At 72.8% G+C, this 23,416-nt stretch carries 28 protein-coding genes; 13 read left to right on the forward strand and 15 right to left on the reverse strand.

The genetic code is table 11. From position 1 onward, the window contains the following. Positions 1-4: 4 nt before the first annotated feature. Positions 5-793, reverse strand: coding sequence for an isocitrate lyase/PEP mutase family protein (locus tag IE305_RS15800; protein WP_190130195.1), 789 nt, complete (start codon positions 791-793; stop codon positions 5-7). A 5-nt stretch (positions 794-798) separates the two neighbouring features. After that, positions 799-1,302, reverse strand: coding sequence for a carboxymuconolactone decarboxylase family protein (locus IE305_RS15805; RefSeq protein ID WP_190130196.1), 504 nt, complete (start codon positions 1,300-1,302; stop codon positions 799-801). A 47-nt stretch (positions 1,303-1,349) separates the two neighbouring features. Here IE305_RS15805 and pdxR point away from each other — a divergent pair, with 47 nt between their 5' ends. Further along, positions 1,350-2,774 carry a MocR-like pyridoxine biosynthesis transcription factor PdxR gene (pdxR, locus tag IE305_RS15810; protein WP_190130197.1) on the forward strand — a complete coding sequence of 475 codons (1,425 nt, stop codon included), beginning with the start codon at positions 1,350-1,352 and terminating at the stop codon, positions 2,772-2,774. Between the two features lie 5 nt (positions 2,775-2,779). On the opposite strand, the gene IE305_RS15815 is transcribed toward pdxR, so the two are convergent. The 5 genes from IE305_RS15815 to IE305_RS15830 form a co-directional block, all read right to left on the reverse strand. After that, a complete protein-coding gene (locus tag IE305_RS15815) occupies positions 2,780-3,634 on the reverse strand; it encodes an aminoglycoside 6-adenylyltransferase (RefSeq protein ID WP_190130198.1) in 855 nt (284 codons plus the stop codon). A gap of 52 nt (positions 3,635-3,686) precedes the next feature. Continuing rightward, positions 3,687-3,938 (reverse strand): hypothetical protein, encoded by a 252-nt coding sequence (locus IE305_RS15820; RefSeq protein ID WP_190130199.1) that lies wholly within the window; start codon positions 3,936-3,938, stop codon positions 3,687-3,689. Continuing rightward, positions 3,935-4,063, reverse strand: a complete 129-nt coding sequence (locus IE305_RS33500; RefSeq protein ID WP_268255931.1) for a hypothetical protein — start codon at positions 4,061-4,063, stop codon at positions 3,935-3,937. The genes IE305_RS15820 and IE305_RS33500 overlap by 4 nt, the downstream gene beginning before the upstream one ends. Before the next feature lie 93 nt (positions 4,064-4,156). Next, positions 4,157-5,587: a WGR domain-containing protein gene (locus tag IE305_RS15825; protein WP_190130200.1), complete on the reverse strand. Its 1,431-nt coding sequence runs from the start codon at positions 5,585-5,587 to the stop codon at positions 4,157-4,159. Between the two features lie 86 nt (positions 5,588-5,673). Next, positions 5,674-6,723 carry an LAETG motif-containing sortase-dependent surface protein gene (locus tag IE305_RS15830; protein ID WP_190130201.1) on the reverse strand — a complete coding sequence of 350 codons (1,050 nt, stop codon included), beginning with the start codon at positions 6,721-6,723 and terminating at the stop codon, positions 5,674-5,676. Positions 6,724-6,920: 197 nt separating this feature from the next. Here IE305_RS15830 and IE305_RS15835 point away from each other — a divergent pair, with 197 nt between their 5' ends. Further along, on the forward strand, positions 6,921-7,526 hold the full coding sequence (locus IE305_RS15835; RefSeq protein ID WP_190130202.1) for a hypothetical protein: 606 nt from the start codon (positions 6,921-6,923) through the stop codon (positions 7,524-7,526). Between the two features lie 16 nt (positions 7,527-7,542). Here the strand turns inward: IE305_RS15835 and IE305_RS15840 are convergent, their stop codons facing one another. Next, a complete protein-coding gene (locus tag IE305_RS15840) occupies positions 7,543-8,271 on the reverse strand; it encodes an alpha/beta fold hydrolase (RefSeq protein ID WP_229891016.1) in 729 nt (242 codons plus the stop codon). A gap of 44 nt (positions 8,272-8,315) precedes the next feature. Between IE305_RS15840 and IE305_RS15845 the strand changes: the two genes are divergently transcribed. Together IE305_RS15845 and IE305_RS15850 are read left to right on the forward strand one after the other, a co-directional pair. Further along, positions 8,316-8,612 (forward strand): MarR family winged helix-turn-helix transcriptional regulator, encoded by a 297-nt coding sequence (locus tag IE305_RS15845; RefSeq protein ID WP_373311643.1) that lies wholly within the window; start codon positions 8,316-8,318, stop codon positions 8,610-8,612. A gap of 169 nt (positions 8,613-8,781) precedes the next feature. Then, positions 8,782-9,309 carry a hypothetical protein gene (locus tag IE305_RS15850; RefSeq protein WP_190130204.1) on the forward strand — a complete coding sequence of 176 codons (528 nt, stop codon included), beginning with the start codon at positions 8,782-8,784 and terminating at the stop codon, positions 9,307-9,309. 7 nt (positions 9,310-9,316) lie between these two features. Here IE305_RS15850 and IE305_RS15855 read toward each other — a convergent pair whose 3' ends face one another. The 3 genes from IE305_RS15855 to IE305_RS15865 form a co-directional block, all read right to left on the reverse strand. Beyond that, the gene (locus IE305_RS15855) at positions 9,317-9,730 is read right to left on the reverse strand and encodes a peptidase inhibitor family I36 protein (protein ID WP_190130205.1); all 414 of its coding nucleotides are present in this window, start codon (positions 9,728-9,730) and stop codon (positions 9,317-9,319) included. A 75-nt stretch (positions 9,731-9,805) separates the two neighbouring features. After that, entirely contained in the window at positions 9,806-10,126 is a 321-nt protein-coding gene (locus IE305_RS15860) for a GatB/YqeY domain-containing protein (protein WP_190130344.1), read from the reverse strand. Positions 10,127-10,184: 58 nt separating this feature from the next. After that, the gene (locus IE305_RS15865) at positions 10,185-11,111 is read right to left on the reverse strand and encodes an RNA polymerase sigma-70 factor (RefSeq protein WP_229891018.1); all 927 of its coding nucleotides are present in this window, start codon (positions 11,109-11,111) and stop codon (positions 10,185-10,187) included. A gap of 137 nt (positions 11,112-11,248) precedes the next feature. Here IE305_RS15865 and IE305_RS15870 point away from each other — a divergent pair, with 137 nt between their 5' ends. Next, positions 11,249-11,737, forward strand: a complete 489-nt coding sequence (locus IE305_RS15870) for a carboxymuconolactone decarboxylase family protein (RefSeq protein ID WP_190130207.1) — start codon at positions 11,249-11,251, stop codon at positions 11,735-11,737. Between the two features lie 10 nt (positions 11,738-11,747). On the opposite strand, the gene IE305_RS15875 is transcribed toward IE305_RS15870, so the two are convergent. Further along, on the reverse strand, positions 11,748-12,029 hold the full coding sequence (locus IE305_RS15875; RefSeq protein ID WP_190130208.1) for a hypothetical protein: 282 nt from the start codon (positions 12,027-12,029) through the stop codon (positions 11,748-11,750). Between the two features lie 223 nt (positions 12,030-12,252). Here IE305_RS15875 and IE305_RS15880 point away from each other — a divergent pair, with 223 nt between their 5' ends. Continuing rightward, positions 12,253-13,512: a hypothetical protein gene (locus IE305_RS15880; RefSeq protein ID WP_190130209.1), complete on the forward strand. Its 1,260-nt coding sequence runs from the start codon at positions 12,253-12,255 to the stop codon at positions 13,510-13,512. Here IE305_RS15880 and IE305_RS15885 read toward each other — a convergent pair. Then, the gene (locus tag IE305_RS15885) at positions 13,509-14,096 is read right to left on the reverse strand and encodes a YceI family protein (protein WP_190130210.1); all 588 of its coding nucleotides are present in this window, start codon (positions 14,094-14,096) and stop codon (positions 13,509-13,511) included. The two genes, IE305_RS15880 and IE305_RS15885, sit on opposite strands and share 4 nt — an antisense overlap. Before the next feature lie 167 nt (positions 14,097-14,263). On the opposite strand from IE305_RS15885, the gene IE305_RS15890 reads away from it, so the two are divergent. After that, positions 14,264-14,602: a hypothetical protein gene (locus IE305_RS15890; protein ID WP_190130211.1), complete on the forward strand. Its 339-nt coding sequence runs from the start codon at positions 14,264-14,266 to the stop codon at positions 14,600-14,602. A gap of 19 nt (positions 14,603-14,621) precedes the next feature. Continuing rightward, a complete protein-coding gene (locus tag IE305_RS15895; RefSeq protein ID WP_190130212.1) occupies positions 14,622-15,830 on the forward strand; it encodes a glutathionylspermidine synthase family protein in 1,209 nt (402 codons plus the stop codon). A 19-nt stretch (positions 15,831-15,849) separates the two neighbouring features. Here the strand turns inward: IE305_RS15895 and rocD are convergent, their stop codons facing one another. Next, complete coding sequence (gene rocD / locus IE305_RS15900; RefSeq protein WP_190130213.1) at positions 15,850-17,067, reverse strand: ornithine--oxo-acid transaminase; 1,218 nt, start codon at positions 17,065-17,067, stop codon at positions 15,850-15,852. Between the two features lie 103 nt (positions 17,068-17,170). Between rocD and trpS the strand changes: the two genes are divergently transcribed. From trpS to IE305_RS15915, 3 genes are all read left to right on the forward strand, one after another. Continuing rightward, complete coding sequence (gene trpS / locus IE305_RS15905; RefSeq protein ID WP_190130214.1) at positions 17,171-18,184, forward strand: tryptophan--tRNA ligase; 1,014 nt, start codon at positions 17,171-17,173, stop codon at positions 18,182-18,184. Positions 18,185-18,270: 86 nt separating this feature from the next. Then, positions 18,271-18,843 (forward strand): 2'-5' RNA ligase family protein, encoded by a 573-nt coding sequence (locus IE305_RS15910; protein WP_190130215.1) that lies wholly within the window; start codon positions 18,271-18,273, stop codon positions 18,841-18,843. 55 nt (positions 18,844-18,898) lie between these two features. After that, a complete protein-coding gene (locus IE305_RS15915) occupies positions 18,899-19,819 on the forward strand; it encodes a YihY/virulence factor BrkB family protein (protein WP_190130216.1) in 921 nt (306 codons plus the stop codon). Here the strand turns inward: IE305_RS15915 and IE305_RS15920 are convergent. Beyond that, complete coding sequence (locus tag IE305_RS15920; protein ID WP_506005203.1) at positions 19,816-21,195, reverse strand: D-alanyl-D-alanine carboxypeptidase family protein; 1,380 nt, start codon at positions 21,193-21,195, stop codon at positions 19,816-19,818. The two genes, IE305_RS15915 and IE305_RS15920, sit on opposite strands and share 4 nt — an antisense overlap. Before the next feature lie 148 nt (positions 21,196-21,343). Here IE305_RS15920 and IE305_RS15925 point away from each other — a divergent pair, with 148 nt between their 5' ends. Continuing rightward, on the forward strand, positions 21,344-21,586 hold the full coding sequence (locus IE305_RS15925; RefSeq protein WP_190130345.1) for an SCO4848 family membrane protein: 243 nt from the start codon (positions 21,344-21,346) through the stop codon (positions 21,584-21,586). Positions 21,587-21,740: 154 nt separating this feature from the next. After that, the gene (locus IE305_RS15930) at positions 21,741-23,300 is read left to right on the forward strand and encodes an ABC transporter substrate-binding protein (RefSeq protein ID WP_229891020.1); all 1,560 of its coding nucleotides are present in this window, start codon (positions 21,741-21,743) and stop codon (positions 23,298-23,300) included. Positions 23,301-23,416 lie beyond the last annotated feature (116 nt).

Genomic DNA, 23,416 nt, shown 5'->3' on the forward strand with positions numbered 1-23,416 from the left:
CAGCTCACGCGGCGCCGCCGGCCTCCTCCCACAGCAGGGACGCCATCCCCGCCACGCCCGCCATCGTGCGCCGGTGCAGCCCGCCGCCGAACGTGACGCGGGCGGCGCCCAGCGCGCCCAGTTCGCGCGGCGAGGGGCCGTCCGGCACGGCGATCGCGTTGAGCGGCGCTTCGATGGCGGCGGCGAGCTCGGGGAGCACGTCGGCCGGTGCCAGGATCGGGTACACGCAGTCGGCGCCGGCCGCGACGTAGCGGCGGGCGCGGCCGACGGCCGCCGCTACGACGTCCGGGCGGGCCCGGTCGCCGTCGGCGCGCAGGAACGTGTCGACGCGCGCGTTGATCACCAGCCGGTCGCCGGCCGCGGCCCGGACCTCGGCCAGCCACGCCGCGTGCTCGTCCGCGTCCTTGAGGGGGCCGCCGGAACGGGCGCTGTCCTCCAGGTTGCAGCCGACCGCGCCGGTCTCCAGGAGCCGTTCGACGAGTTCGGCGGCCGGCAGCCCGTAGCCGTCCTCCAGGTCGGCGGAGACCAGCACGCCGTCGGCCGCGACGGCCCGCACGACGCGGCCGACCGCGGCGAACATCTCGTCCGCGGGGGTACTGCCGTCGGCGTACCCGAGCGTGGCGGCGATGCCCGCGCTGGGCGTGGCCAGCGCGCGGAACCCGGCCTCGGCGAAGGCGCGGGCGGCCGCGGCGTCCCACGGGCCGGGCAGGACGAGGGGGCGGCCGGCGGGCCGGTCGTGGTGCAGGGCACGGAACGCGGCGGCGTCCCCGCCCACGTCGGTGGTGGTCGTCATCGCGGTCAGCCCTGCGGCTGGTACGAGCCGGGGATCGCGCGGGTCGTGACGCTGATCCGGTTCCAGGAGTTGATCGCGATGATCGCCGCGATGAGCTGGGCCAGCTCCTTCTCCTCGAAGTGGCGCGCCGCCCGCTCGTACACGGCGTCCGGCACGAACCCGTCCGTCAGGACGGTGATCGCCTCGGCCAGGGCGAGGGCCGCCCGCTCCTTCTCGGTGTAGTAGCCGGTGGCCTCCTCCCACGCGTTGAGCAGGTAGATGCGGTCCTCCGACTCGCCGGCCTTGCGCGCGTCCTTGGTGTGCATGTCGATGCAGAACGCACAGTGGTTGATCTGCGAGACGCGGATCTTGACGAGCTCCAGCAGGGCCGGGTCCATGCCCTGACGGGAGGCGATCTCCAGGCCGATCATGGCCTTGTAGACGGCGGGGGCGGCCTCGGCGAGGTTGAAGCGGCCGTGGGTCGGCTTGGCGGTGGCGGCGGTGGTGGCGGTGCTGTTCTCCGTGGTCATGGCATCGACCCTAGGGCCGGATCAGCCCACCTGTATGGTCCATTTCCATGGAGAAAACGTGGGCCACTTCGCTCGACCTGCACCTCGACGTGCCCGCCGCCGGCACCCGCGGCGTGCGGGCCGCCCTGGTCCACGCCCTGCGCGAGGCCGTACGGTCCGGGCGGCTCGCGCCCGGCACCCGGCTGCCGTCCTCCCGCGCCCTCGCCGCCGACCTGGGGCTGGCCCGCAACACCGTCGCCGAGGCGTACGCCGAGCTCGTCGCCGAGGGCCGGCTCACCGCCCGGCAGGGCTCCGGCACCCGCGTCGCGCCCCGCCCCGCGCCGCCCACCGGCCCCGCCCGGCGGGCCACGCCGCCGCGCCGGACCCCGCCCCGGCCCACGTACGACCTGGCCGTCGGCACCGCCGACGCCTCCGCCTTCCCGCGCGCCGACTGGATCGCCGCCACGCGCCGCGCCCTGGCCACCGCCCCGTACGAGCGGTTCGGCTACCACGACCTGCCCCTCGGCGTCCCCGAGCTGCGCACCGCGCTCGCCGGCTACCTCGCCCGCGCCCGCGGCGTACGGGCCGACCCCGACCGCATCGTGATCTGCGCGGGCTTCAAGCAGGGGCTCGCGCTGCTCGGCCGGCTGCTGCACCGGATGGGCGTACGGGAGGCGGGCGTCGAGGGCTACACCCTGTGGTTCCACAGCGAGTCCCTGGAACGCGCGGGCCTGCGCACCCGGCCACTCGCCGTGGACGACCACGGCGCCGACGTCACCGGCCTCGACGCGTACGGCGACGCGGGCGCCGTGCTGCTCACGCCCGCGCACCAGTACCCGTGGGGCGTGCCGCTGCACCCCGCACGCCGGTCCGCCGTCGTCGACTGGGCGTCCCGCACGGGCGGGCTGGTCCTGGAGGACGACTACGACGGCGAGTTCCGGTACGACCGGCAGCCGGTCGGCGCCCTCCAGGGACTGGCCCCCGAGCACGTCGTCCACATGGGCACGGCCAGCAAGTCCCTCGCGCCGGGGCTGCGCCTGGGGTGGCTGGTGCTGCCCGAGCACCTGGTCGACGCGTTCCTCGCGCTCAAGGCGGGCGGCGAGTGGTCCGTCGGCACGCTCGACCAGCTCACGCTCGCCGAACTCATCACCTCCGGCGCCTACGACCGGCACATCCGCTCGACGCGCCTGCGCTACCGGCGCCGCCGCGACCAGCTCGTGGCGGCCCTGGCCGAGCACGCCCCGCACATCCGCGCCACCGGCATCGCGGCGGGCCTGCACGCCGTCCTCACCCTGCCGCCGGGCACGGAACGCCCCACGGTCCAGGCCGCCGCCGTGCAGGGCCTGGCCCTGCACGGCCTCTCCCGCTACCGCCACCCCGAGGCCACGCAGGAACCCCGCGAGGGCCTCATCGTGGCGTACGGCGCCCCGCCGGAACACACCTGGTCACAGGCGCTGGAGGCGCTGCTCAGGGTGTTGCCGCCGGGGGAGTGAGGGCCCTACAGCTCCGGCAGCCGGCCGAGGGCCGCCCGTACGGCGTGTTCGGCCTTCTCCGGATACGGGAAGCCGTGCTCCGCGGCCACCTCGCGGGCGAGCTCGGCGAAGAGGGCGGCGGTCGCGCGGGCGCCGCGCAGGATGTCCTCGGCCGTGAAGCCGGCGAAGGTGTCCGGCAGCCGCTCCCACACGCCCGGCGCCGCCCACTGCCGCATGCGCCTGCCGCCGTACCAGACGTCGTGGCCGGTGCCGTGCCGGGTCAGGGCATGCCACTCGATCACGGTCTCCAGCAGCTCCTTGGTGGTCCGGTCCCGGGACATGGCCACCCACAGCTCGCCCCGGGCGAGACAGCCCGGCAGGTGCGCGATCTCGAACCAGAACTCGGCGCACAGGTCGGCGAACTCGTCCGCGTCCGGCAGCTCCGCCCGCGGCTTCCCGGTCGGCGCGGGCAGCAGGGCGGCGGCCCCATCGGGGTCGTGGAGCACCTCGTAGCCGCGTTCGTGCAGGTCGTCGAGGCCCTCCTCGGCCATCAGGGCGAGCCTGTCCAGCGGTACGACCTGGAAGTCCGCCTTGACGCCGTCCTCGAACAGGACGAGCCGCGCCGGGTTCTCCCACGGGCCCTCCAGCCCCACCGACACCAGCACCGGCCCGAACGCCTCGGCCCAAGCGCCGGACGCGGCGTACGGCTCCGGATCGGTCGTGTACAGCTCGATGTCGTGGTCGGAGACGGCGTCCACCGTGCCGTCGCGCCGGGCGCGCGAGCCGGTGCGCAGCACGGCGCGCACGTCGGGGCGGGAACGCGCCCACGCAATCACCCGCTCGACAAGGGCCTCACGGGTCACGTCGGTTGCACCAGTCATGCGCCCATACTGCCCCAGGCGGCGACGGCTGGATCACCGGCTGGATCACCGGCTAGATCACCGGGTGGATGCTGCGGGGCGTGCTCGTGGCACGGCCCGTGCCGTTGCACTCGGCGCAGCGGGTCTTGGTGTCGAAGCCCGCCCAGCGCATGCGGACCAGGAACCAGCGGGACCCGCGGCAGTACCAGCACAGTTCGGTGCCGGTGGGGAACTCGTCGGCGGGGAAGAGCGGCCGGTACACCGTCGTCTCGCTCATGGCGCGGAACAGGACGTACTCGGTGTCGACCAGGTCGGGTTCGCTCATTTCTGGCCCTTTCCGTCACAGCCGGGGCAGACGATGTCCCCGATCCAGCCGGAGCCGCCGCAGTCGTTGCACGTGGCGGCCGGAACGGCGGCGGCGTACGTGGTGTGGTGGTGCCTGCTCCTCATGGGCGGTCCCCTCCAATCCTGCGTGGGAGCAAGAGTGGCACGGGACGGCGCGGCGCGGGGGCCGTTCCGCCGGAGCGGGTGTGAAGCAGGTGTTCAGAGGAGGCGCTTGATCTCGCCGCGCACGCGGTAGAAGCCGCCGGACGAGGCGGCGACCGACTCGACCACGTAGCGCGCGCCCGCCTCGCGTATGCCCCGCGGGAACTGCACGTTCCACGTCGGGTCGTAGCCCTCGGACACCACGTGCACCCGCATCCGGCCGGCCTCGTTCACGCACTCCACGACCACGCCGCCGGCCGGGGCCGCCGTCACCGTGCGGACGGTGGTGGCCGGCGCGTACGTGGGCAGCGCGGCGGCCGACTTGATGTCGACGGGGGTGGGCACCGTGCCGCCCTGGGCGGCGGCGATGGCGGACGCGGTGGCGTCGACGCAGACCAGGGAGCCGTCCGTGGTGACCATGTACAGCTTCTCGTCGCGGTACTGCATCGACAGCGCCGAGCCGGCGCCCGTGCGCAGCTTCCACAGGCGCGTGCCGTCGGCGGCGAAGCAGTACACCGACGAGGCGGAGTCGCCCGCGAACACGTACTGGCCGTCGGGCGAGGTGGCGCAGGAGTACACCGACCCGTCGCAGCGGTACGTCGCCTCGACCGCGCCGTCCGCCTTCGCGAGGCGCTGGACGACGTTGTGACTGGTGCCGGCGAAGACCGCGTACCGTTCCTGCCAGCCGAAGAGCACGCCGCCGCTGGTGGGCGTGTGCCACAGCTGACGGCCGCCGTCGGCGGAGTAGGCCGTCACGCCCGCGGAGTGGCCGTGGTAGACGGCGCGGTCGTCACGGCGGACCATCCAGCCGCCGGCGCCGGAGCTGTTGCGCGACCACTGGTGCTCCTCCTCGTGGTCGATGACGGTCAGCCCGCCGTTCCGGTCGGAGACGTTGAGGACGCCCTCGTGGATGTCGAGCCAGAAGATGTCGACGTCGGAGGCGATCTCGTAGGCGGCGAACGGCAGCTTGGAGGACAGGTCGTAGACCGTGCCGTCGTCGCAGCCCGCGTAGATCCAGAAGTCGTCCGCCACCAGGCACTTGACGCCGTCGGGCAGCTGGAAGCGGGCCAGCACCTCGCCGTCGTGGCCGAGGGTGTAGACGTCGCCGTCCTGGTTGCCCACCCAGCAGCGGTCCTCGCCGATGTGGATGCCGAAGGCGGGGGTGCCGGTGCGGAACCGCCACAGCACCGGGGCCGTGGCCCGCGCCGTCGACGGCGCCGACGTGACCTGGCGGCGCGTCACCGGACGGGCGGCACGGCCGCCGGGCACGGCCGGCTCGTAGCCCTTGCGGACCTTCTCGCCGACCTTCTTCGCCGCGGCGGCCTGCGCCTTGGCGGCGGTCGGGAACACCGACCGCTGCGTCTGCCCGGCCGCGCCGATCCGTCCGTACCGGACCGTGACGGCCGTGCCGTCGACGGTCACCTCGTAGAACTTGTGCGCGCCTCCGCCGTCCTGCGACAGCTCGAGGTACGTGGTGTGTGCGGACATGGCAGGGCCCCCTCTCGCGCACCGGTCACGTCGACCGGCGGTGACTGGTGGAAACGCTAGGGGGCCCCACTGACAACGGCGGTTGCTCAGCCGGCGGAGCCGGCCTTCCGGCGGCGCACGACGAAGACGGCGGCGGCGCCCGCGACGACGGCCGCGCCACCGATGCCGGCCGCGGCCGGCAGCATGCTGGAGGAGCCCGTCTCGGCGAGCTTGCCGCTCACCGGCACCTCGGCCAGCTTGCCGTCCCCGCCGGCCGGCTTCTGACCGACCTTGTCGTGCTGCTTCTGCTGCTGCTTCTTGGCCTCGTCGGAGGAGCCGGTCCTGCCCTTGGCGTCATCCACCTTGCCGGGCTTGCTGCCGGCGGGCAGGACGGAGAAGTCGAACTGGCTGATCTCGTCGAAGCCGCACTTGTCGTCCTCGGCCCAGGTGTAGCCGTTGGTGAAGAAGTAGCCGGTGCCTGCCTTGGCCTTCTCGCCCGCCTTGATGCGCATGCGCGCGTCGGCGTACTCGCCGGGCTTGAGGTTCTTCACGGTGGCGAAGTCCTCGCTGGCCATGAAGTCGGCGCCCACGCCCTCGACGGGCTTCCAGGCGTGGGTGACGGGGTTGTACCACTCGACCGTCACGGCCAGCTCGGCGACGTCCTGGAGCTTGGGGTCGGCCGTGCCGAGGGCGATGTTGAGGTCGGTCTCCATGACCTTGAGCTTCGCGACGTTGGTGACCCGGTACGTGAACTCGTGCCAGCCCGAGCCGGCCACGATGCGGCTGGGCAGGCCGCGCAGCCCGGTCTTGCCGCGGTCGACGTCGAAGATGGGCGAGCAGAACGTCGGCCGGGTGCGGACGGGGGAGGGCGAGGCGGAGGGCGACGCGGTGCCCTTCCCAGGCTCCTGCGTCGGCTTGGCGGAGGGGGCCGGGGAGGCGGAGGCGGAGCCCGGGGCAGCCGGGGAGGGCTTGGCGCTCGACGGCTCCTGCGTGGGCGGCTGGGGGTGCTGCCCGTTGCCGACGACGCCGCCGGTGAAGGCGGGCGCGGGCTGCCCGTCCGCCGCGTTCGCCGCAGATGCGGAGGGAGCGGCGAACAGGGCCAGGGGGCCGACGACGGCCGTGACGGCAGCGGCGGCCAGCGCGCGGTGAAGCTTCATGGGGTACGCGTACCTCTCGTGGAACGAAGGGGTCCGGCCACGGCGGGGGTCCATGCGGCTTCAGGCATGCGCATCCGGGCGGGACTGGATACGTTGACCGGGGACGCCGCCGGAAGGTTGTATACGGAATGGATCGATCCGGCATGATCCGCGTCACAGAGGTCACAGAGGTCACAGAGGTCACAGAGGGGGAAAAGGTGCGTTCGAGGACCCGGGCCCGGTGGGTGGCCGTCGTCGCGGTGGCCGTCTGCGGGTGCATACCGCTGGCGGCCTGCGGCACGGAACGGGCCGGCACGCCCGGAACGGCGGCGTCCGCGCCGGACGGGACCAGCGACGACCAGCACACGAACCTGCCGGACACGACGTCGGACGACCAGCACACGGACCTGCCGGACACCACGTCCGACGACCAGCACACGGACCTGCCCGACACCACGTCGGACGACCACCCGGACCCCGACGGCCCGCCCATGGGCGACACGGCGGACGACGACGGCGGCGTCCCGACCGCGGGCCCGCACCGCTGGTTCCCGATGCTCCAGGAGTTCCGCACCCACCTCACCACCAAGGCCCCGAAGCCGGACGCCGCCGTGGCCCCGCACGTCACCCGCGTCTACGTCCGCACCCCCGCGGGCACCGACCGCGTCGAGGCCGTCGTCCGCGTCGACTACGGCGTGGGCGAACAGGAGGACGCCGACCGCACGGCCAAGGCGTTCACCCAGTGGCGCCGCACGGTGTACGGCGACCACGGCCACGTCCGGGTCCTGGGCCCGGCGAAGACGACGGCGGAACAGACCTGGTAGCGCGGGGCGCCCACGGTCACCGGGCCGGACGGGGGTCCGGCGGGGCGGGCGACGCCTCCAGGAACTCCAGCACCATCGCGTCCACCGCCGCGGCGCCGGCGATGGGCAGGGCGTGGTGGCCCAGGCCCGGCAGTATGTCGACCCGGGCGTGCGGCAGCAGCCGGCGGGCCCGGGACGCCGCCGCTTCGGCGTCGTGGACCCGGCTGTCCCCGGCGAACAGCGCCAGGAGCGGCATGGCGAGCGGCGCCGGGTCGAGTGTCCGTCCCACCACCGGCCGGCCCCGCCCCCGTAGGGTCGCGCCCCGCACGTAGAGGCGCTTGAAGTCCTCGTCCACGCCTGTTCCCGCCGTCTCCCAGTCGAGGAACGCGCCGACCCGCTGCTCGGTGGGCCGCAGCAGCATCGGCAGCGCGCGCAGCAGGTAGCCCGGCCGGTACCCGCCGAACACCTGGGTCGGGTCGAGCAGCGCGAGGCGCTGCACCCGCCGCGGTGCGTGGAGCGCGTACGCGGTGGCCACCCAGGCGCCGTACGAGTGCCCGCACAGGGCGGCCGCCGGCAGCTCCAGCCCGTCCAGCACGGCATCCAGCCACGACGTGAGGTCCTGCGGTGTGCGCAACGGCAGACCCGCGCGTTCGCTGCGGCCCACGTCGCCGAGGATGTCGACCGCGTACAGCCGGTGCCGGGCCCCCAGCGCCGGGGCGTTGGCGAACCATGCCGTGCCGGTGGCCCCGCCGCCGTGCAGCAGCACCAGCGGCGGGCCGTCCGGCGGGCGCCGCCCGGGCCGGACGCCCCATGACCCCCGGCCGGCTCGGCGAACAGCTCCGTCTCAACTCCGCCGGCACCACCACCCTCGTCGACCGGCTGGAGCGGCTCGGCCTGGTCCGCCGCGAACGCGACACCGCCGACCGCCGGCGGGTCCTGCTCACCGTCGAACCCCGGGCGGTCGAGCTCGGCTGGTCGTTCTTCGGCCCCGCCATCGGCACCCTGCTCACCGCGATGGACGCCTTCACCCCGGCCGAACTCGACACCGCCGGGCGCTTCCTCACGGCGATGACCGACGCCATCGCCGACACCACTCCCGACGCGTAGCCGAGCGCCGCCGCGTTCGGCCGGATCGCGTGCTTGTCGTCAGTGGTGGGGGGCAGGAGAGTGGGCCCGGCTTCTCCGCGACCCTCCACGACTTTCCGCGTGCCTCCGCGAGCACGCGGGAAAGGACGGCTCACGCATGGGCAGACGTACGTTCAGGGCCTGGCGAAGAATGTCGGCGATACCGGTGACGATGGCGCTGGGCGCCCTCGTGCTCGGTGCGGCGACGCCCGCCTCGGCCGTCGGCAACGAGGAGTTCAAGGCGTTCAACATGTGGTTCGACGTCACCTCGCTGTCGAACACCAATGAATGCATCCCCTCATGGGTCACCGCGCGCTACCGCGACCCCGTCTCCGGCAGCGACACCTGGTCCCGGCTCGTCCGCACCAACAACAACGGCTGCGAGACCGACCCCGAACACCTCCAGAAGTTCGGCGACTTCCAGAACACCCACAGCAGCGTGAACCTGCTGGGCGGCCCGAAACCGGGCCAGCACCTGTACTGGAAGGACCTCACCAGCCTCACGCTGACCGTCACCACGCCGAACACCCCCAAGGGCCGGCAGAAGTGCGTGAGCGTGAACAAGTTCGGGATCTGGGGGCTCGACACCAACAACTACTGGCACGAGCTGGTCAACCAGCAGTTCGAGTGGATCTTCTGCGACGGCCACAACGACGTGGAGCTGTTCGTCAACCACTGAGCCGGGCTCAGTGCACCCCTTCCCCCGGCGCCGTGCCGCAGCTCGGGCCGCCCGGCCCGTCGAACTGCACCGAGCTGAAGAAGTCCCGGTAGGCGGGGAAGAAGTTGCCCTTCCCGGTCGGGCCGGCCGACGTGACCGCCGTACAGCCCGAGTAGTTCGTATCCGACCACAGATGGATCGTCGACGAGGTCCTGTTCCAGTCGGACCTGGCCCGGTCGCTCATGCCGACGGCCGCCAGGTCCGGCACACTGCCCCTCAGCTTGACCATGTCACCCGTGCCGTCGAGGCCCGAGAACATGCAGTAGTAGCCGGCCGGGCAGCGGTCGTACCCGTCGGCCGCCCGGGCCGTCGACACCGGCAGGGCGGCCGCGGCGGCGGCCACGGCCACCGGTACGAGCAGGGCGCGGAACGTGTTCCTCATCGGTGGGGACTCCTCACGAGGTGGCTGTCACCGGAGGTTTCCCCACCCGCACCCCGCCCACACGGGACCGTGCCCTCACCCGTCGCCGCGGCCGTCCAGCAGGCGCAGCAGCACGTCCGCCTCCGCGCGCAGCCGCGCGGCCCGCTCCGCGTGCGCCGGCGCGGCCAACTGCTCCGCCGCGACGAGACGTTCCTCCGCCTCGGCGCGCACGACGACCGCCACTTCCTCCTCGCTCAGCTCCCGTCGTACGGCCTCCGTGGCGCCCGCCCCGACCGGTGCGTGTTCCAGCGCCACACCGCGCAGCCCGGCCTCCCCGACCGGTACCGCCTCCGCGTTGTCCAGCGCCGCCAACGCCGAACGCAACGCGCTCACCGCCGCCTTGTCGCGGGCACGCATCGCAGCGGGCAGGGCCTCACGCATCCGTATTCGTAGTGACATGCCCGCGATCGTACGCTCAGCCGCCGGCCCGGCTCAGCCGGGTTTCCCGCTGCATGTGCGTGAGCTTCTCCGGGTTGCGCACCGCGTAGAACCCCGTGATGCGGCCCTCGTCCATGCGCACCGCCACCACCGTGTCGATCCCGCCGTCCACGCGCAGCGTCAGCGCCGGGTGACCGTTCACCAGCGCCGGCCCCAGCGACCAGCCCTCCGCGGCGATCCTCCCGAGCCCCGCCGCCAGCAGCCGGCCCACCTTCTCCGCGCCCACGACCGGCCGCAGAATCGCCTGCTTCACCCCGCCGCCGTCGCCCACGAAGACGACGTCCGGCGCCAGGATGTCCAGCAGCCCCTGGAGATCACCCGTCTCCGTCGCCCGCTGGAACGCGTCCAGCGCATGCCGCGTCTCGGCCGGCGAAACGCTCCCCCGCGGCCGGCGCGCCGCCACGTGCTCCCGCGCCCGGTGCGCGATCTGCCGCACCGCCGCCGCGCTCTTCCCGACCGCCTCGGCAATCTCGTCGTACCCCAGGTCGAACACCTCGCGCAGCACGAACACTGCCCGCTCGGTCGGCGCCAGCGTCTCCAGCACCAGCATCATCGCCATCGACACGCTGTCCGCCAGCTCGACGTCCTCCGCCACGTCGGGCGCCGTCAGCAGCGGCTCCGGCAGCCACTCGCCCACGTACGACTCCTTGCGGCGCCCCAGCGTCCGCAACCGGCTCAGCGCCTGCCGCGTCGTGATCCGCACCAGATACGCCCGCCGGTCCCGCACCGCGTCGAGGTCGACCCCCGCCCACTTCAGCCACGTCTCCTGCAGCACGTCCTCCGCGTCCGCGGCCGACCCCAGCATCTCGTACGCCACCGTGAACAACAGGTTCCGGTGCGCGACGAACACCTCCGTCGCGGTGTCCTCGGCAGGTGCATGCGTATGCGCGTGTTCGCTCTTCACGCGCACAAGACGCCGGTGGGCGTGGTTCTGTGACACCGGCGCCCTGTGGCGTACGTCATGCCGCCGCCCTGTCACAGCGCGCGGCCCGCCGGCATCTCTTGTGCGTTCCCAAGCAATGACCACGAGAGGACACCGCCATGGACGCCCGCATGAACCTCTTCGAGAACGAGCTCGGCCTGAAGTTCGCCAAGCGCTTCGCCAACGCCGGCCTGGTGATCCAGCAGTCGTCGCTGCCGATGTCCACGCAGGAGCTCGTCTCCCTCCGTGCCAGCCAGATCAACGGCTGCGGCTGGTGCATCGACCTGCACACCAAGGAGGCCACGGCCAGGGGCGAGTCCGCGACCCGCCTCCACCTCGTCGCGGCGTGGCGCGAGTCCACGGTCTTCACCGAGGCCGAGCGGGCCGCGCTCGCCCTCGCCGAGGAGGGCACCCGGCTCGCCGACGCCCACGTCGGCGTCTCCGACGAGACCTGGGCCGAGGTCCGCAAGCACTACGACGACGACCAGATCGCCGCGCTCGTCTCCCTGGTCGCCCTCATCAACGCGGCCAATCGCCTCGCCGTCATCGTCCACCAGCGGGGCGGCTCCTACGAGCCCGGCATGTTCGCCGCCGCGCTCGACCACTGACGGCAGCGGCTCAGGTGTGCGCCAGCCGCTGGTGCACACCCATGGCGGTCGCCATCTCCGCGGCCCGCCGCAGGTCCCCGACGCGCAACGCGTCCGACCGCTGCCGCTTGATCCGACAGCACTCCTCGCACGGCTGCAACGCCGCCCTCGGGTACGCACCGGGGGCGGCGGTCAGCAGCTGCGCCTCGTGCGCGGTGAGGGGGTCGTGGATGCCCGGGTACATCCGCCCGTCCTCGGCGGGCTGCGGCACGACCTCCACGGCGCAGCCGTGCGCCTTGAAGGCATCGGCCAACTCGCGGGCCGCTCGCGCGAGACGTGAACGGACCGTGGAGACCGTGTGAAAGCGGCCAACCTGACGCGAATGCGTCGACGCGCGTAGACCTCGTGTGCGGTCCAGCTCTTGCGTGCGTGCGCACGCACGCGAGGCCATTTCCGATTGGCTGAAAGTTGAACTATTGGCTGAACGGAGCACTACGGTTACCGCCGGTTGCTGTTCCACCGAGAGGAAACCCCTCATGACTGCTGCCGAGAACGAGCCACACAAGGCCCATGTCCTCACCGGCTACCGCCCGGAGGACGGCTTCGTGGCCGTGGAGCTGAATCCGCCCCCGGCCGAGTACGTCTGGCGTGACGAGGACGCCGAGCAGGAGGAGGAGCGGCACGGCCCGGGGGTCGGGTACCACCAGTGGCTGGCCGTCGACGTGACGACCGGCGCGGTGTGGTTCGGGGACGTCGACTGGCGGGTCCCGCGCGAGAACATCGAAGGCCGGCTGCCCGGCATCCCGCGCAGGGCGCTCGGCGACGGGACGATTCCCGAGCCCGGCGTCCTGGTGCACCTGCTGACCCACCTGTCCCACGACGAGGAGCGCGGCTACTCCTGGCGGTTTTTCACCGCCGAGGAACTGCACGCTCTCGCGTCGCGCGTACTGCCCTCCGTGCAGCGGCTCGTGAATTCCCTGCACCGGGTCGGGCCGGCCGGTGAACCGGAGTGGTCGGCCGAGGCCGCCACCGCATGGGACGACATCGAGCAGGCCGCGACCTGGGCCACCGACTCCGTCGGAACCGTCCTCTGGCCCCGGCCCCGGATCAGCCCGGTGCCCGCGTGGCGCATCGAGGTCGGCGCGTTCCTCGCTCGCAACCCCGACCTGTGCGACCCCTCCTGGGGCACGGCCACCGACGCCGAGCTGGACGCCTACGCCGCCTACCGGCCCGACTCGGGCTACGGCGGCGTACCGGGGCGGGCGTGCCACGTCGCCGACAAGCAGATCGCGGACGGTTTCACCTTCTACGGGCACCGCGCCGCCCTGTACGCCTGGCGCGCCCAGGCGTGCGCCGACCGTACGCCGACGGAGGCGGCCGCCTGGCTGGAGTCGACCGAGATCGGCCGCAACACCTGGGAGGGGGCCAAGCCGCCCGGCGCCTCCCTCGCCGATGTGACGGACTGCGTCCTGGCCAGCCTGGCCGAACGCTTCCAGAACGCCGCGCACGAGGAAGGGGTGGTCCTCACGGGCCTGCCCGCCTATCTGTGGCGGTTGCGTGCCGAGGAGCGGGCCGGCGTCGACCAGCAGCTCATGTTCGAAGGCGAGGAGGTCGAACGGCTCGAAAAGCTGCTCAAGGACTTCCGCGCCGGACGGAACCGCACCGTCGCCCGGGTCCTGGCCTGGGCCGACGGGCGCAGCGACGAGGAGATAGCCCGCCTCGCCTCCATGTCACCCGACGACGTCCGCGAGTGGCGGGCCCGCCTGAACAACGAGCAGGCCACGGCGGCCCACTAAGCCGCCGCCTCCTGCCCCGTCTCCTGCCCCGCCTCCTGTACCGCCTCGACGTCCACCGTCACGTCGATCATGTCGCCGACGACCACTCCGCCGCGGTCCATCGTGTCGTTCCAGCTGACCCCGAAGTCGTGCCGGTTGAGGCGGGTGCGGGCCGTGAAGCCGGCGCGGCGGCGGGGGCCGAGGTCGCGGCCGTCCTCCCACCACGGCGTGTCCCACTGGCCGAGGTACGTGACGTCGAAGGTCACCGGCCGGGTGGTGCCGCGGATCGTCAGGTTGCCCGTCAGGGAGAACTCGGTCGGGCTGAGCTGCCGGATCGCGGTGCTGGTGAACGACCAGGTGGGGTGGTTCTCGACGTCGAAGAAGTCCGCGCTGCGGAGGTGCGCGTCGCGCTGGGGCTGTCCCGTGTGGACCTGGCCGGCGTCCACCGTCGCCTCGACGCGCGCCCTCTCGGGGGCGCCCGGGTCGAAGCTGACGGCCCCCTCGATGTTCTTCAGCGTGCCGCACACGTGGGTGACCATCATGTGCCGGGCGCGGAACATCGCACCGGTGTGACCCGGCTCGAAGAACCACCTCGTCGTCACCATGGCTGTCGGCACCTCTGTCGAACGGCCCCCGTACGGCCCCCGTCCAGCGCACCACGGTTCGCCGTGCGGCGCACCCCGGGCGGGTCCGCCCGGAGGCGTACCCTCCTTCGCACGCCATTAGGGTGTACGCACTTCAGTTCGCACTGATCGCACGGGGGCGATCGCACATGGCAGAGACGACACGACGACGGCTGCGTTCCAGCACCGTGATGCTCGGCGGCATGGGTGTGCTCGCCGCGGCGCTCAGCGCCTGCGGGTCCGAGCCCGACAAGCGGTGCGTCGACCCGAACAGCTACGACCTCAACCGGGGCTACAAGGTCCTCGACTCCAAGGCGTGCAAGAGCTCCGGCGGCAGCTCCAGTGGCAGCTCTTCCGGCACGGGCACCGCCGGGCGCTGGTACTACGGCTCCAACCGCTCCGGCGGCTTCGCCGACCGCGGTACGTTCAGCAAGAGCCAGGCCGTCGACCGCGGCGGCTTCGGCTGTTCGTCCTCGTCCGGCGGCTGAGCGGCGGGCACGGCACACCATGGAGCGCCACCGCACCACCCCGCGCCCCGGCTGGCAGGAGACCGTCGAGGAGCAGGGCCTGATCTACCCGCTCTCCCGCCACCCGGACGGCTCGCTGCGGCCGTACTGGGACGAGAGCGCTTACTACGCGTTCTCGCTGCCCGAGGTGGAGGCGCTGGAGGAGGTCGTCGCCGAGCTGCACGCCATGTGCCTCGAAGCGGCCGGCCACATCGTCGAGGAGAACCGTTTCGCCGATCTTGGTCTGACCGACCCGCGCCTCACCGCGCTGGTCGCCGAGTCGTGGCGGCGCCGCGCCGAGCTGCCGTCGCTCTACGGGCGGTTCGACCTGCACTACGACGGGCGCGGCGGGCCCGCGAAGCTGCTGGAGTACAACGCGGACACGCCCACGTCCCTCGTGGAGGCGGCGAGCGCGCAGTGGTTCTGGATGGAGGACCGTTTCGCCGGTGTCCCGGACGCCGACCAGTGGAACTCCCTCCACGAGCGGCTCGTCGCCGCCTGGCGGCGCCAGGCCGCCCTGCTGCCGCCCGGCGCGCCCCTGCACTTCGCGCACTCCGCCGGGGACGAGCTCGGCGAGGACCTGATGACGGTGGCGTACCTGCGGGAGACCGCCGAGCAGGCCGGCATCGCCACCGAGGCGATCTCGATGGAGGACATCGGCTGGGACCGGCTCTCGGGCCGGTTCGTCGACACGCGGCTGCGGTTCGTCCGCGCCTGCTTCAAGCTCTACCCGTGGGAGTGGCTGGCCACGGACGCGTTCGGCCCGTACGCCCTGGAGACGCTCGACAACGGCGGCGGCACGGGCTCGACCCTGTGGATCGAGCCCGCGTGGAAGATGCTGCTGTCGAACAAGGCCCTGCTGGCCGTCCTCTGGGAGCTCTTCCCCGGCCACCCCAACCTGCTGCCCGCCTATCTCGACGGGCCGCGCGAGCTGGCCGGTACGGCCGGCTGGGCCGCGAAGCCGCTGTTCGGGCGGGAGGGCGCGGGCGTGACCCTGCACCGGCCCGACGACCCGCCCGGCGGCCCGCCCGCCGTCCGTGACGAGCCGTGCTGCTACCAGGAGCTGGCCCCGCTGCCGTCCTTCGACGGCAACCACGTGGTGCTGGGCGCGTGGGTCGTCGACGGGGAACCGGCCGGACTCGGCATCCGCGAGTCGGCCGGTCTCGTCACGGACGAGTACGCGCGTTTCGTCCCGCACGTGATCCTGTAGCGCGGCCCCCGGCCCGGAACTACCCCGCCAGCACCTCCCTCAGCTGCTCCAGCCCCCAGTCCAGGTCCTCCCGGGTGATCACCAGCGGCGGGGCGATGCGGATCGTCTGGCCGTGCGTGTCCTTCACCAGCACGCCCCGTTCCATCAGGCGCTCCGAGACGTCCCTGCCGGTGCCGAAGGCCGGGGCGATGTCGACGCCCGCCCAGAGGCCGCGGCCGCGGACGGCCGTCACCGCGCCCGTGCCGGCCAGCTTGGCGAGCTCCGCGTGCAGGTGGTCGCCCAGCTCGGCCGCCCGGCGCTGGTACGTGCCGGTGCGCAGGATGGCGATCACTTCGAGGGCCACCGCGCAGGCCAGCGGGTTGCCGCCGAAGGTGGAGCCGTGTTCGCCGGGCCGGAAGACGCCCAGGACGTCCCGCGACGAGACCACCGCCGACACCGGTACGACGCCGCCGCCCAGGGCCTTGCCGAGGATGTAGAGGTCCGGGACGACGCCCTCGTGCTCCAGGGCGAAGGTCCGGCCCGTGCGGCCGAGGCCCGACTGGATCTCGTCGGCCATGAACAGGACGTTCCGCTCGGTGCAGAGGCGGCGGACGCCCGCCATGTAGCCGGGCGGCGGGACGAGGACGCCCGCCTCGCCCTGGATGGGCTCCAGCAGGACGGCCACGGTGTGCTCGTCGACGGCGGCCTCCAGGGCGGCCAGGTCGCCGTACGGGACGATCTCGAAGCCGGGCGTGTACGGACCGAAGTCGGCGCGGGCCTCCGGGTCCGTGGAGAAGCTGACGATCGTGGTGGTGCGGCCGTGGAAGTTGTCGGTGCCGACGACGATTTTCGCCTTGCCGTCCGGCACGCCCTTGACGCGGTAGCCCCACTTGCGGGCCGTCTTGACGGCGGTCTCGACGGCCTCGGCGCCCGTGTTCATCGGCAGGACCGTCTCCATGCCGCACAGGTCCGCCAGCTCCGCGCAGAACTCGCCGAAGCGGTCGTGGTGGAAGGCGCGGGAGGTGAGCGTGAGGCGGTCGAGCTGCTGCTTGGCGGCGTCGATCAGGCGCCGGTTGCCGTGGCCGAAGTTGAGCGCGGAGTAGCCCGCGAGCATGTCCAGGTAACGGCGCCCCTCGACATCGGTCATCCACGCGCCCTCCGCGGTCGCCACCACGACCGGCAGCGGGTGGTACGTGTGTGCGCAGTGTTCCTCGGCGGCGGCGATGGCGCGGGAGGCGGCGGTGTGGGTGGCGGTCAACGTGTGCTCCGTTCAGACAGTCGGGGCATGCTGATGACGCCTTTCTACACCCGCGCCCGCACCGCTGAACCGAGTCCGGTTCCGCACCTGAGAGAATGAGGGCATGGCCCTTGATCGTCCGCGCGCACTCTCCGGTATCCAGCCCACCGCAGGCTCGTTCCACCTCGGGAACTACCTCGGTGCCGTCCGCCAGTACGTGGCCCTGCAGGAGTCCCACGACGCCTTCTACATGGTCGTCGACCTGCACGCGATCACGGTGCCGCAGGACCCGGCGGAGCTCCGCGCCAACACCCGGGCCGCCGCGGCTCAGCTGCTCGCGGCCGGCCTCGACCCGGACCGCTGCACGCTGTTCGTGCAGAGCCACGTGCCCGAGCACGCGCAGCTCGCCTGGGTGATGAACTGCCTGACCGGTTTCGGCGAGGCGTCCCGGATGACGCAGTTCAAGGACAAGTCGGCCAAGCAGGGCGCCGACCGCACCACCGTCGGCCTGTTCACGTACCCCGTCCTCCAGGTCGCGGACATCCTGCTCTACCAGGCGGACGCCGTCCCCGTCGGCGAGGACCAGCGGCAGCACATCGAGCTGACCCGCGACCTGGCGGAGCGCTTCAACGGCCGCTACGGCGACACGTTCCGCATTCCCGCGCCGCACATCGTGCGCGAGACGGCGAAGATCTACGACCTCCAGGACCCGACGGCCAAGATGAGCAAGTCGGCGGCCACCCCCAAGGGCCTGATCAACCTGCTCGACGAGCCCAAGGTCTCGGCGAAGAAGATCAAGAGCGCGGTGACGGACACCGACACCGTGGTGCGCTTCGACGCCGAGAAGAAGCCGGGCGTCAGCAACCTGCTGACCATTTACTCCACGCTCACCGGCACCACCATCGCGGAACTTGAGCGCAAGTACGAGGGCAAGGGCTACGGTGCGCTCAAGACCGACCTCGCCGAGGTGATGGTGGAGTGGGTGACGCCGTTCCGCGCCCGTACGCAGGAGTACCTGGACGACCCCGCGGCGCTCGACGCGGTCCTGGCCAAGGGTGCCGAGAAGGCGCGCGCCGTGGCCGGGGAGACGCTTGCGCGGGCGTACGACAAGGTGGGCTTCCTGCCCCCGAAGCACTGACGGGTGCCCTGGCCGGGGGCGCGGCGCAGCCGCCACACTGGCCACGGGGACGCACGGACGCAGAGGCGCACAGGAGGGAGAACGCAGTGGGGACCGTAACGCTCGGCGTTTCGATCGCGGTCCCGGAGCCGTACGGCAGCTTCCTCCAGAAGCGCCGTGAGGGCTTCGGCGACCCGCACGCCCACGGCATTCCCACGCATGTGACCCTGCTGCCGCCCACCGAGGTGGACGCCGCGCTGGTGCCGGCGGTCGAGGCGCACCTGGCGGAGGTGGCCGCGGCCGGCCGGCCGTTCCGGATGCGGCTCTGCGGGACGGGCACGTTCCGCCCGCTGTCGCCCGTCGTCTACGTCAACGTGGTGGAGGGCGCCGCGGCCTGCGCCTGGCTCCAGCAGCGGGTGCGGGACGCGTCCGGGCCGGTGGCCCGGGAGCTCCAGTTCCCGTACCACCCGCACGTGACGGTGGCGCACGGCATCGCCGAGGAGGCGATGGACCGGGCCTTCGCGGAGCTCGCGGACTACGAGGCCGCGTGGATCACGGACGGGTTCGCGCTGTACGAGCAGGGCGAGGACGGGGTGTGGCGGCTGGACCGCGCGTACCCCTTCCCGCAGGGGGACGGCTTCGCGCACGACGAGGCGTTCGCGCAGGAGGGCGCGCCCTGAGCGTTCATCCGTCCGGGTGGCTTTTCCGGCGGGCGCCGGGGTACAGGGGTGGAGTGTGGACTGGCTCACCCGGCTGCCGCTGATCGGCCCCCTCGCCGTACGGTTCTTCCGCACCCACGCCTGGCGGTCGTACGAGACCCTCGACCGGGTGAAGTGGACGCGGCTGGCCGCGACGATCACCTTCACGAGTTTCGTCGCCCTGTTCCCGCTGCTCACGCTGGGCGCGGCGGTGGCGGCGGCGCTGCTGAGCGAGGAGCGGACCCGGGAGCTGGAGCAGAAGCTGTCGGAGCAGGTGCCGGGCATCTCGTCGAGCCTGGACATCCGCTCGCTGACGGAGAACGCGGGCACGGTCGGCCTCGTCGCGGGCGTCCTGCTGCTGGTCACGGGCGTCAGCTGGGTCGGTGCGCTGCGGGAGTGCCTGCGGGCGGTGTGGGAGCTGGAGGAGAGCCCCGGCAACGTTTTCCTGCTGAAGCTGAAGGACGCGGCGCTGCTGCTGGGCCTGGGCGGGACGGTGCTGCTGTCGGCCGGCTGCTCGGCGTTCGCGTCGTCGGCCGTCGGCTGGGTGGTGAAGCAGGCGGACGTGCCGGGCGTCGGGGGACTGCTGACCGCCGTGGGCTTCGGCGCGGCCGTGCTGGCCGACTTCCTGCTGCTGCTCTACGTGCTGTCGCGGCTGCCGTCGGTGTGGCCGGGGCGGCGCTGCCTGGTGCAGGCGGCACTGATCGGCGCGGTGGGCTTCGAGGTGCTCAAGCTCGTCCTGAGCGGCTATCTGCAGGGCGTGGCGGCCAAGAGCATGTACGGCGCGTTCGGCACGCCGGTGGCACTGCTGCTGTGGATCAACTTCACGGCCAAGCTGACGCTGTTCTGCGCGGCGTGGTCGGCGACGCCGGCCGCGCCGGAGGCGCCGGAGGCGTCGGATGAGCAGGCGGGGCGGGCCGGCCCGAAGACCGGCCCGCCCCGGGGCCGAGGCGCCCGCTAGGCCACCGGCGGGTCCTTCGGTCCCTCCTTCGCCGTGCGGCGCACACGCTCCGGCAGCGGGTGGCGGCGGTTCACGACGTAGCCCGCCGCGCCCAGGACCAGCAGCGCGCCCGCCGTCAGGCCCACCGCCGTCCACATCCCGTCGTCGCCCCCGCCGCCGCCGACCGAGGCCGCGGACTGCGCGGAGGAGCCCGACGACGCGCCGCCGCGGCCCTTGCCGCCCGCGGTGCTCTTCGGCGGGACGAGGACCCCGACCGGCTTGAAGTGGCTGCCCACCTCGAAGCCCCAGTCCAGCAGGGCCGCGGACTCGCGGTAGACCTGGTTGGGCTCCTTGATCGACGGGTTCATGACGGTGACCAGCAGCTTGCGCCCGTCGTGCTGGGCCACGCCGGTGAAGGTGTTGCCGGCGTTGGTCGTCGAGCCGTTCTTGACGCCCGCCATGCCCTTGTACGCGGGCACGCCCTGGCCGGTGAGGAGCCGGTTGGTGTTGGCGATGGGGAACGAGCCGCGCGGCTTGCCGGGCTTCTCCTCGTCGGGGAACTGGGCGTGGGCCGTGGAGCAGTACTCGCGGAAGTCGGCCTTCTGCAGACCGGACCGGGCGAACAGGGTGAGGTCGTAGGCGCTGGAGACCTGCCCGTCGGCGTCGTAGCCGTCGGGCGTGACCACGTGCGTGTCGTTGGCCTGGAGGTCGTCGGCGTGCGCCTGCATGTCGCGGACGGTCCTGGCGATGCCGCCGTTCATCGCGGACAGCACGTGCACCGCGTCGTTGCCGGAGCGCAGGAACACGCCGAGCCACATGTCGTGGACCGAGTAGCTCGACCCCTCCTTGATGCCCACGGCGCTGCTGCCCTCGCCCATGCCCTCCAGCTCGGCGGCCGCGACCCGGTGCTGCTGGTTCTTGGGCAGCTTCGGCAGCACGGTGTCGGCGAAGAGCATCTTCAGCGTGGAGGCCGGGGGCAGCTCCCAGTGGGCGTTGTTCGCGGCCAGGATGTCGCCGGACTCGGCGTCGGCGATCAGCCAGGAGTCGCCGCTGAGGTCCCGGGGGAGCGGCGGCGCGCCCGGCTCGGTCCGCACCTGCACGCCGGGTCTGCCCAGCAGGGCGCCGCCGAGGGTGGACATCTTGGCGGGCGGCCTGCGGGGCGGGCGGCCCTTGCCGTCGCCGGTGGCGTCGTGGCCGTCCTGCTGCCCGGCGGGCGGCGTGGCGGCGGGGGACGAGGCGGGGGACGACGCCGGGGACGGCGGCGTGGCGAGGGCGGGGGCCGCGGTCGCCAGGGGGAGCAGCAGCGAGGCGCCCGCCGCCAGCGCGGCGGTGGTGGCCCGTGCGCGGCGGCGCCGTGTCGCGGGGCACCGCGGTGCGGGTGGTGTGATCGTCGGCACGGAGGTGAACGTACCTCCACGCTCCGTGAACGGTGACGCTGCCTCACGGGAGAGCGGCGCCGAGGACCCGATAGGACCAGTGCGAGCGGCGGAACGCATACTGAAACCCATGGTGAATTCTTCCGGGGACGCCGCCCCCCGAACCCCGCTGTCCCTCTCGCGCCGCACGTCCTGGTTCCTGCTCGCCTTCGGGGTGTGGAGCTGGTTCATCTGGATCACTTTCGTCAAGAACCTGTGGAACGACGGCAGCGGTCTCGCCTTCGACGACGCGGGCAACCCCACCGGCTACTTCTGGGTCCACCTGATGCTCGCGATCACGTCGTTTCTCCTTGGGACGGCCATCGGCGTGATCGGGTTGCGCGGGGTCCGCGCGCTGCGGCGCACCTCATAGCCGGACCGGCGCGAGGCTCTGCGCGAGGCGGTGCACGAGGCTCTGCGCCAGGCTCTGCGCCAGGCTCTCCGCGATCAGTTGGCCGATTCCCGGGACGTACGCGCGTTCGCATGTTTACCGTGATGCGCGTCACGGAACGGGGAGGGGCGCGCGGATGCGTGTGCGGAGAGTCCGGATACGGGTGGGAGCGGTGTGCCTGGCGTTGCTCGCGGTGGGCGCGAGCGGCTGCTGGGGCGGGCGGACCGGCGAGGAGGAACCGATCGCGGTCGGCACCACGGAGGCGGTCGCGCAGCTCGACCCCGCCGGTGCCTACGACGCGGGCTCCTGGGCCCTGTACGGCAACGTCTACCAGTCGCTGCTGACCCTCACGCCCGGCTCGTCCCGGCCGGTGCCGGACGCGGCCCGGCAGTGCGGCTTCCAGGGCGACGACCTGCAGTCCTACACCTGCGCGTTACGGCCGGGGCTGACGTTCTCCAACGGGCACCCGCTGACCGCCGAGGACGTGACGTTCTCGTTCCGGCGCCTGCTGAGGATCAACTCCCCGCAGGGGCCGTCGTCGCTGCTCGACACCCTCGGCTCGGTGGCCGCCGACGGCCCCGACCGGGTCACCTTCCGGCTCAAGGCCCCCGACGCCACCTTCCCGTTCAAGATCGCAACGGGGGCCGGTTCGATCGTCGACCACACCACCTACCCCGCCGACCGCTTACGCACCGGGCGCACCGTGGACGGCTCCGGGCCCTACCTCCTCGACTCCTACGCCCCCGGCGACCGCGCCGCGTTACGGCCCAACCCGCACTACCAGGGCGCCGCGCACAGCGCGCCGCGCCGGAGCGTCACGGTCCGCTGGTACGCCGACCCGGCCGGGCTCTCCGCCGCCTGGCGGCGCAAGCAACTCGACGTGGCCGCGCGCCAGCTCCCGCCCGCCGACCTCGCGCGCCTCTCCGCCGCCGATTCAGGTATCAGGGTGAGCGAGACGGCCTCCGCCAACGCCCGCGCCCTCGTCTTCAACCTGCGCGACGGCTCGCCCGTCAAACCCCTCGCCGTGCGGCGCGCCATCGCCGCCGTCGTCGACCGCGACGCCCTCGCCCGCGACGTCCACCTGCGCACCGTGGACCCGCTGTACTCCCTCATCCCGCAGGGCCTCACCGGCCACAGCAACCCCTTCTACGACGCGTACCCCGTCCCCGACCCCGACCGGGCCCGGCAGCTGCTGCGGGACGCCGGGATCGCGCTGCCGGTGCGCTTCACGCTCGTCCACTCGCGGGGCGCCGCCACCGGCCCCGAGGCCGAGACGCTCAAGGCCCAGCTGGAACGCACCGGACTGTTCCAGGTGACCACGCGCCACGTCCCCTGGGAGGAGTTCCAGCAGGGCTACGCGCGCGGCGCCTACGACGCGTACGCCCTCAGCTGGCTCGCCGACTACCCCGACCCCGACACGTTCACCAGCCCCCTCGTCGGCGAGGACAACGCCCTGCACAACGGCTACTCCAGCCCCCGCATGGAACGCCTCATCCGCGCCACCCGGCGCGAGGAACGCCGGGACCACGTCGCGGCGGCCTTCCGCGGCGTCCAGGAGGTCGTCGCCGAGGACGTGCCGCTGGTGCCGCTGTGGCAGAAGAAGGACTACGTGCTCACCACGTCCGGGATTTCGGGTGGACAATACCTCTCCGACGGCACCGGGATATGGCGGCTGTGGGAACTGGCGCGGCTGTGAGGAATACGTCCGTGGCCGCCATGTCCCCATTCCCTCACGGGAATTGTCCGTACGCTTGACATTCCATCCGTCTTACCACTCGCCGGAGTGGATAATTCGGCGGCGCGGATTGGCGA

This window comes from Streptomyces mashuensis (genome assembly GCF_014654785.1).
Taxonomy (GTDB): Bacteria; Actinomycetota; Actinomycetes; order Streptomycetales; family Streptomycetaceae; genus Streptomyces; species Streptomyces mashuensis.